The following is a 6,878-nucleotide window of genomic DNA, read 5'->3' on the forward strand; positions in this document are numbered from 1 at the left end:
CATTTGTCAGACTTTTCGTTTAATATGTGCGATCGAAACGCAAGGATGAGGATCTCAAGATGGACGAGGCTAGCATTGTCAGTGCTCTACAAGAAGACCTTCAAAACTATAAGGTAAAAACCCAAATCCGCCGCAAGGAATCTCAGTTACACGTTTTGATTACCAGATCTGAGGGGGACGATCTTGACTATGCATCCCTCTATGATATTGTGAAACGCCGCATTGATAGATTGCCAATTGATGGCGCGGATAGCTTAATTGTCTATGGCAGGCTAGCTGGGGCAAAACATCCTGAGTGGCAAAGAACTGGCGATATTAAACCACCTTTGCCATTAATTGAACTCGATCCCGATGAACTAGAAGATTTTGATAGTATCAGTGAGCTTGGTAGTCTGGTATTTCCTGATGATGGGGAAGAAACTGAGATTCAGCATAAAAATCTGGAAACAGAGCTTGCGGATGAGCTAAGCAGTTTTAAGAGCAGTATCGATCAGGATCTTAAAACCTCAGCCAATAATGGCAATAATGGCAATAACGGCAATAACGGTTTTGAGCGCCATGAAACCGTGAGAGCTAGTAATGGGGACTTTGACTTTGACAATCTCGATCTGCAAGCCTTTAAGCTGGAGGGTATCCCCAAAGATGAATTTGAGTTGGAGTCCTTTGAAACCGAGCCTTTCGATCTAAGTAGTGGCACAAGTAGTCAAGAACGCCAAGAACGCCAAGAGCGCCAAGAGCGATCGCCTCTAGAACAGAAAAATGACTTGCTCGACGATGAAGACTTTAGCCTAGATATGCCTACGGTGGCGGTTCCTGCATCCTTACCCATGCCACTGCCACCACCACTGCCACCGACCAAACGCATCCCTAAAAAAGTTGTCTCGGAGGTTGAGACAGCGATTGAACCCGTTAAAACCGCCTATCCGCGCAATAAATCCTTACTCTTTTCGGGTGCTTTTGCCTTAGCGGCGGTCACTGTACTGGGGCTCTGTTGTTGGTTAGTGTGGGAGCGCTCTAATCAGCAGCAGTTCTTAGCCAATGCGCGCAACTTTAGCAATCAAGATGTCAATCCTAAAAAGATCTCTAAACTAGAAACCCTTGCTGAAACTCGCAATAATCTGCAAAGTATAGTTTCCCAGTTAGAAAATATTCCCGATCGCCCAGCTTCTTTATACGCAGATGCTCAAGCTGAGTTAACCACCTTACGTCCCAAACTAGCGGATTTTGATCGCAGGATAAATATCGAACAGGATGCCAATAAAAAATTAGAATCTGCCAAAAACATCACTATTGATGCAGCGAAATCGACCCAAAATCCACCCCATAAATTTACCGTTTGGAAATCAGCCCAAGAGAAGCGGCAGCAAGCGATCAAGATGTTGGAAGAGATTCCCACCGACTCTATTCTCTATCCCGATGCGCAAAAACGCCTCAAGACCTATCGCAACGAGCTAACGCAAATTAGTAAATGGGCGGAAACACAACAAAGGGCTGAATCTTTGGCAAATAATGTCAATCCTGCAACCGTAAGTCAGTTGAAAAAATTGAAGGCAAAAGCACCAGAAAAGCAAAAGTTTGTACCTCAGTGTCAAACCATTCTGCAAACCCAAATTTCTAATGTGGATGCTCAGCGCATAGGTTTATCCAATGCGATGCTTACAGAATATCTATGTGCTTATTTCTGGGATTCTTAAAATGACTTATTCTCTGCGAATTGTAGATATGGCTGAGAGTGATCGCCCAAGGGAGAGATTACTCAGTCAAGGAGTTCGCAGTTTATCTAATGCCGAATTAATTGCTATTTTGCTGGGGACGGGACAGGGGGCAGGCAAACTCTCTGCTGTGGGGCTGGGGCAGTTAATTTTGCAAACCATTGGTAAAGACCGCACCAGCGATCCTGTTGCTGCATTACAAAATATCTCGCCACAGGAATTGATGCAAATTGAAGGAGTTGGTCCCGCAAAGGCAACGGCTATTTTGGCGGCGATCGAGTTAGGTAAAAGAGCGCTCTATGCTAAACCGCCCGATCTGACTGAAGTTACTGATCCTGCGATCGCTGCTGCTGCTCTCAGTCAAGACCTCATGTGGCAAACCCAAGAGCGTCTTGCTGTAGTGATGCTAGATAGTAAAAATCGCATTATTGCCCAGAGGGTGATCACGATTGGTACAGCGACCGAAACCCTCGCCCATCCCCGCGATATCTTTCGGGAAGTTTTAAAGAGTGGTGCGGTCAGGCTAATCGTTGCCCATAACCATCCTTCGGGAAATACAAATCCCAGTACTGAGGACATAAAACTTACTCGCCAACTGCTTGAAGCGGCAAGAATGTTAAGTATTCCACTCTTGGATCATTTAATTTTAGGAAATGGAACCTTTTCTAGTATTCGCGAAATGTCCAATTTATGGAAAGAAGTTCCCCAAGAGGAGTAATACCAATTCACAAAAGCGTTGTCACACTTTCGTGAATTGGTATAAGAGATAGTCAAAACCCCAAAGATGAGTGGCGCGCCGCCACTCATCTTTGGATTAAGTAGCTAGAGAGCGTACCGCCCGCTACGCGGGTGGTACGCTCTCTAGCTACTTATAGCAAGTTCCTTATTGTAAGAATTAACGTTTTTTCATCTGACTAACTTGTTGTTGCTGTTCGGGAGTCAAGACACTCTTCATTTGCGCTTGAGTATTTTCCCTGATCGTCTTCAGTTGTTGCTTTTGCGCATCAGTGAGATTCAGCGACTTCCATACCCCCTTATGATCACCAGACTGGTGTGATTTTTGGAGGATGTCGCGTTGTTCGGGAGTCAATACGGCATCGGTTTGAGTCTTCGCATTCTCACGAATAGTTTTCATTTGAGCTTTTTGAGCATCTGTCAAGTTCAACTTCTTCCAGCCATTACCATTATGAGGTTTACGGGTTTCGGTGCTGCTAGGTTGAGAAGAATTTTGAGCCGAGACAATGCTAGGAATTGTAGCTACTCCAACCGCCATACTTACACAAGCGATCGCTGCCAACTTTTTGATGTTAAGAAACATTTGGTTTTCCCCTTTTGTAGAAGGCTTAATTATCTGTACAGGGGTTTTGACAGAATTCACTTTCAAAAGGTTCAAAGTATTTTGTTTTTATAGTTGCCATCGACTGTATCAGGACATAAAAAATAGTGTTGCCGCGCTCTGCGCGGCAACACTATTTTGGGTTTTAATTGTGTTCTAACAAAACTGGCGGTAGCTATAGTAGCTAAGCATAAGTAAACTTAAAACCCAGAAGAGAATACCATCTGCTCCGCAGACGGTATTCTCTTCTGGGTTAACTACTTAAGAGGCACAACTGCGTAAAACTATGCCAATGATGATGCCGAGTCCCCCAAAACGGACGATCTGCCAAAAGGGTTCGCGAAAACTGCTCCAAGAGAGCAAGCGACTTTCTAGATTTGCCTCCACTTGCTCGAGGCGATCGCCTACTTCTTGAAGTTGTTTCAAAAGTTCGTCCTTCGAGAGATTGGCATAGTTATTGGCGTTATTCGCAGGCACTCGACCATGTTTGTGATCGGGTATACGCCCAAGTTTTGATTTATGAGAATTATTTTTTTGGGGACGCGCATCCGCAATATTATCAATTTGCGATCGAATCTGTTCGCGTTCTGTTTTCAGTTCCTGTTGTAGGAGCGCATCGCGACGAACCTGCAAAAAACGCTGTTCGACTTCTTCTAATAGGGCTTTAGTTTCTTGGAGTTCGGCTTCTAGATCGCTCCAATCAGAAATTTCAGTCGTCACAGCATCAATCCAATAAGTGAGATTTTAATCAAGGTTTTAAGCGATATTTTAGGTTCGCGCAAAGCATTGCTATAGATTGAATTTTACCGTGATTCGTTCTTCAGGGTCGTACATAAAGGCTAAATTTAGCCTTTTAAATTTAAAAGGCTAAATTTAAAAGGCTAAATTTAGAGGCATATTGGCTTTGTCCGATTCGCCGCAACCCAACCTGCGATCGGGTCAGAAATTTGCAACCAACCCTGTTTTTCACCTGTCACCGTAATCTGCGTACCATTATTCAGTTTACCCACGATCGCATAGTCCACACCTCCTCCTTGGCGGACGTTGATTGGCGGATTGGGATCGGAAATTACCCGCTTAGTGTAATCGCAGGTATTCGCATTACTAGTTTTTTGAGCAGAACGAACTTGAAAGTTAAGCAGGTAATCAACATTTTGCTGCTCGATGGAAGTGAGTAAACCTTCAGGAAATCGATCGGGTTCGTAGATGGGTTTATACCAAGGCTGCTTATTAAAATAAGCTTGCAATTCAGGATCTTGAAAACGGCGACCGTATCTGGCAAATATTTCATTGCGCATGATATCCAATTCGTACTCACTTTTGCCTGCTACATCTTGGATCTCAATCGGGCGTTCAGATAGGAATAGATATTTAAAATTGGGCGAACTGACATTCACATTGTTGTTGATTACGGAAGATGGACGCAAAAACATCACTGTCCCCACAAGGGCGATCGCCGAGACAATTCCTAGGGCGATCGCTACCAATTGGTTTTTTCTACGATTGATTGGGAAATAATCCCTTGGCGATTTCAGTGGCGAGAACTTAGTTGCCACATTGTCATGCGCCTCAAAGGATGAAGTTATTTCTTGAAAATTCGTCTGCTTGGTATTAGATACGAGTGTGGGCGCGATCGCTGAATCTAATTTGCGTAAATCTGTCAATACCGCTTCGGCAGACTGATAGCGATCGCGAAAATCGTATTTAACTAACTTATCGATGATCCTTGCCAATCCATCGCTAACCACTGCACGATATTTAAAAGCAGCATGGGCTGGAGCGTTGCGCCAAGCTAATTCTCCTGTTTCCAGATTTTCAGATAGGAGATTGGGCGCAAGCCCTGTCAGTCCTTGAATGGCGATCGCGCCTACGGCATAGAGATCGCTACAGGGTCTAGGCTTCCCGATCGCCTGCTCGTTGGGCATATAACCATCAGTCCCGATCGCAACCGTAGAGCCAATAGCTGTTGCTGTACCTACTTGTTTAACTGCGCCAAAATCAATCAATACGATTTTGCCATCGCCATGGCGACGCATTAAATTTGCAGGTTTAATATCCCGATGAATTGCCCCCTGCTGATGCACAAAATCAAGAGTTTCTAATATGTCCATCAAAAAGGCGATCGTCTGGGTCTCTTTCATTCGTCCTACGGGATAGCCATCAACTGTGCGATCTTTGGCGATCAGTTCTTGGGTCAAGTCATCCCCTTCAATTAACTCTTGGACTAGATAAAATTCACTATCCTCTTCAAAGTGTGCTAGCAAACGGGGAATGCGATCATGACTACCAAGTTGATGTAAAACCCTCGCCTCCGTTTCAAAGAGCCGACTAGCGATTTTGACAACAAAAGCATCGTTGGATGTCGGACTTAGCTTTTTAACCACGCATTTATGATGATCTGGCAATTGCAAATCCTCCGCCAAAAAAGTTTGCCCAAAACCTCCGCCTCCAAGGTTTTGGATAATTTGGTATCTGCCGCTAATTACTTTGCCAATCATTTTCAAGATGAAATTGCATCATTGACTGTAATCATAAGCGCCATTAGGGCAAGTGGAGAAGCCGCAAAACTAAATTTTCACAAAACCGTGACGACAAGCCTCTTAATTTAACGTTTAATACCAAGTTAAGAAATGGCTACGCCATTTCTTACAGCAATTACCGATCAAACGAACCACAAGGAAATTTTTGAAAGCGTTGCAAAGCAACGCTTTCAAAAATTTCCTTGGTTTGGGTTTGAGCGCAAAGCGCTGTAAGTTAAGCTAATCACTATTGACATCCACCCCGCACTGAAGTGACAGGGATTCCTAAGACTCACGACTTAGGTTTCTGCTTCATAGCACCAGCCTTCCGAGATTTGCTCTCTTCAGGTCTTACAGTCGCTCCACAGACATTAACCGCAAGCCCTGCGGCAAGAATATTTTTTGCAGCATTTACATCTCTATCGTGATGCGTACTGCACTTAGGACAATCCCACTCTCTGACATTTAAAGGCAACTTATCCACAACATAACCGCAATCTCCACACCTTTTAGAGCTAGGAAACCAACGATCAATTTTGACAAAAGTACGACCATACCAGTTGCACTTATATTCCAGTTGCCTGACTGTTTCACCCCAACTAGCATCACTAATCGAGAGAGCGAGTTTTCTATTTTTGACCATATTCTTCACAGACAAATCTTCGACTGCAATCACTTGGTTTTCACGAACCAGTCGAGTTGTCAACTTGTGAAGGAAATCAAGCCGAGCATCGCTAATTGCTGCATGAACTTTAGCGACCTTCAATCTAGCTTTGTGGCGATTATTAGATCCTTTCTTTTTCCTGCTAAGCGCTTTCTGTACTTTACGCAATTTACGGCGCTTAGCTTTGAATGTTTTAGGATTGGCAATCTTTTCGCCATTACTTAAAGCCATCAGGCTAGTAATGCCCAAATCCAAGCCAATTTGATTAGGAGATTCAGGTAATGTTTCGATTACGACATCAACTAGCAAAGATACAGTCCACCGTCCAGAGGGCGAGAGTTTCACCGTAATTGTTGATGGCTCTGCACTTTCAGGAAGTTCACGACTCCAACGGATATCCAAAGGTTGAGAACATTTAGCCAAAAATACTTTGCCATCTTTCCACTTGAAAGCAGCCTTGGTAAACTCAGCACTCCCACCGTGATGTTTTTTCTTGAAGTTGGGATATTTTGCCCGTCCTGCGAAGAAATTAGTAAACGTGGATTGTAAATGTCTTAGCCCTTGCTGTAACGGCACACTGCTAACTTCATTAAGAAATTGCAAGTCCTCTTGCTTCTTCCAACTGGTTAGCATTGTTGAGGTTTCAG

At 43.9% G+C, this 6,878-nt stretch carries 6 protein-coding genes; 2 read left to right on the top strand and 4 right to left on the bottom strand.

The window, feature by feature from the left end:
* The first annotated feature begins 26 nt into the window (after positions 1 to 26).
* Together PSE7429_RS02120 and radC are read left to right on the top strand one after the other, a co-directional pair.
* Positions 27 to 1,694 (top strand): hypothetical protein, encoded by a 1,668-nt coding sequence (locus tag PSE7429_RS02120; RefSeq protein ID WP_144052477.1) that lies wholly within the window; start codon positions 27 to 29, stop codon positions 1,692 to 1,694.
* A 1-nt stretch (position 1,695) separates the two neighbouring features.
* Entirely contained in the window at positions 1,696 to 2,430 is a 735-nt protein-coding gene (radC, locus tag PSE7429_RS02125) for a RadC family protein (RefSeq protein ID WP_009625393.1), read from the top strand.
* Positions 2,431 to 2,607: 177 nt separating this feature from the next.
* On the opposite strand, the gene PSE7429_RS02130 is transcribed toward radC, so the two are convergent.
* The 4 genes from PSE7429_RS02130 to PSE7429_RS02145 form a co-directional block, all read right to left on the bottom strand.
* Positions 2,608 to 3,030 (bottom strand): Spy/CpxP family protein refolding chaperone, encoded by a 423-nt coding sequence (locus PSE7429_RS02130; RefSeq protein WP_009625394.1) that lies wholly within the window; start codon positions 3,028 to 3,030, stop codon positions 2,608 to 2,610.
* A gap of 279 nt (positions 3,031 to 3,309) precedes the next feature.
* Positions 3,310 to 3,768, bottom strand: a complete 459-nt coding sequence (locus PSE7429_RS02135; protein WP_009625395.1) for a hypothetical protein — start codon at positions 3,766 to 3,768, stop codon at positions 3,310 to 3,312.
* 167 nt (positions 3,769 to 3,935) lie between these two features.
* Complete coding sequence (locus PSE7429_RS23235; RefSeq protein WP_009625396.1) at positions 3,936 to 5,546, bottom strand: protein kinase domain-containing protein; 1,611 nt, start codon at positions 5,544 to 5,546, stop codon at positions 3,936 to 3,938.
* A gap of 313 nt (positions 5,547 to 5,859) precedes the next feature.
* The coding region (locus tag PSE7429_RS02145) for an RNA-guided endonuclease InsQ/TnpB family protein (RefSeq protein WP_040687034.1) at positions 5,860 to 6,878 on the bottom strand (1,019 nt) is incomplete at its 5' end.

Source organism: Pseudanabaena biceps PCC 7429 (genome assembly GCF_000332215.1).
Classification (GTDB): Bacteria; Cyanobacteriota; Cyanobacteriia; order Pseudanabaenales; family Pseudanabaenaceae; genus Pseudanabaena; species Pseudanabaena biceps.

Coding starts and splice junctions, on each gene's coding strand:
- PSE7429_RS23235 (WP_009625396.1), bottom strand. CDS start 5,546: ATGATTGGCAAAGTAATTAGCGGCAGATACCAAATTATCCAAAACCTT.
- PSE7429_RS02130 (WP_009625394.1), bottom strand. CDS start 3,030: ATGTTTCTTAACATCAAAAAGTTGGCAGCGATCGCTTGTGTAAGTATG.
- radC (WP_009625393.1), top strand. CDS start 1,696: ATGACTTATTCTCTGCGAATTGTAGATATGGCTGAGAGTGATCGCCCA.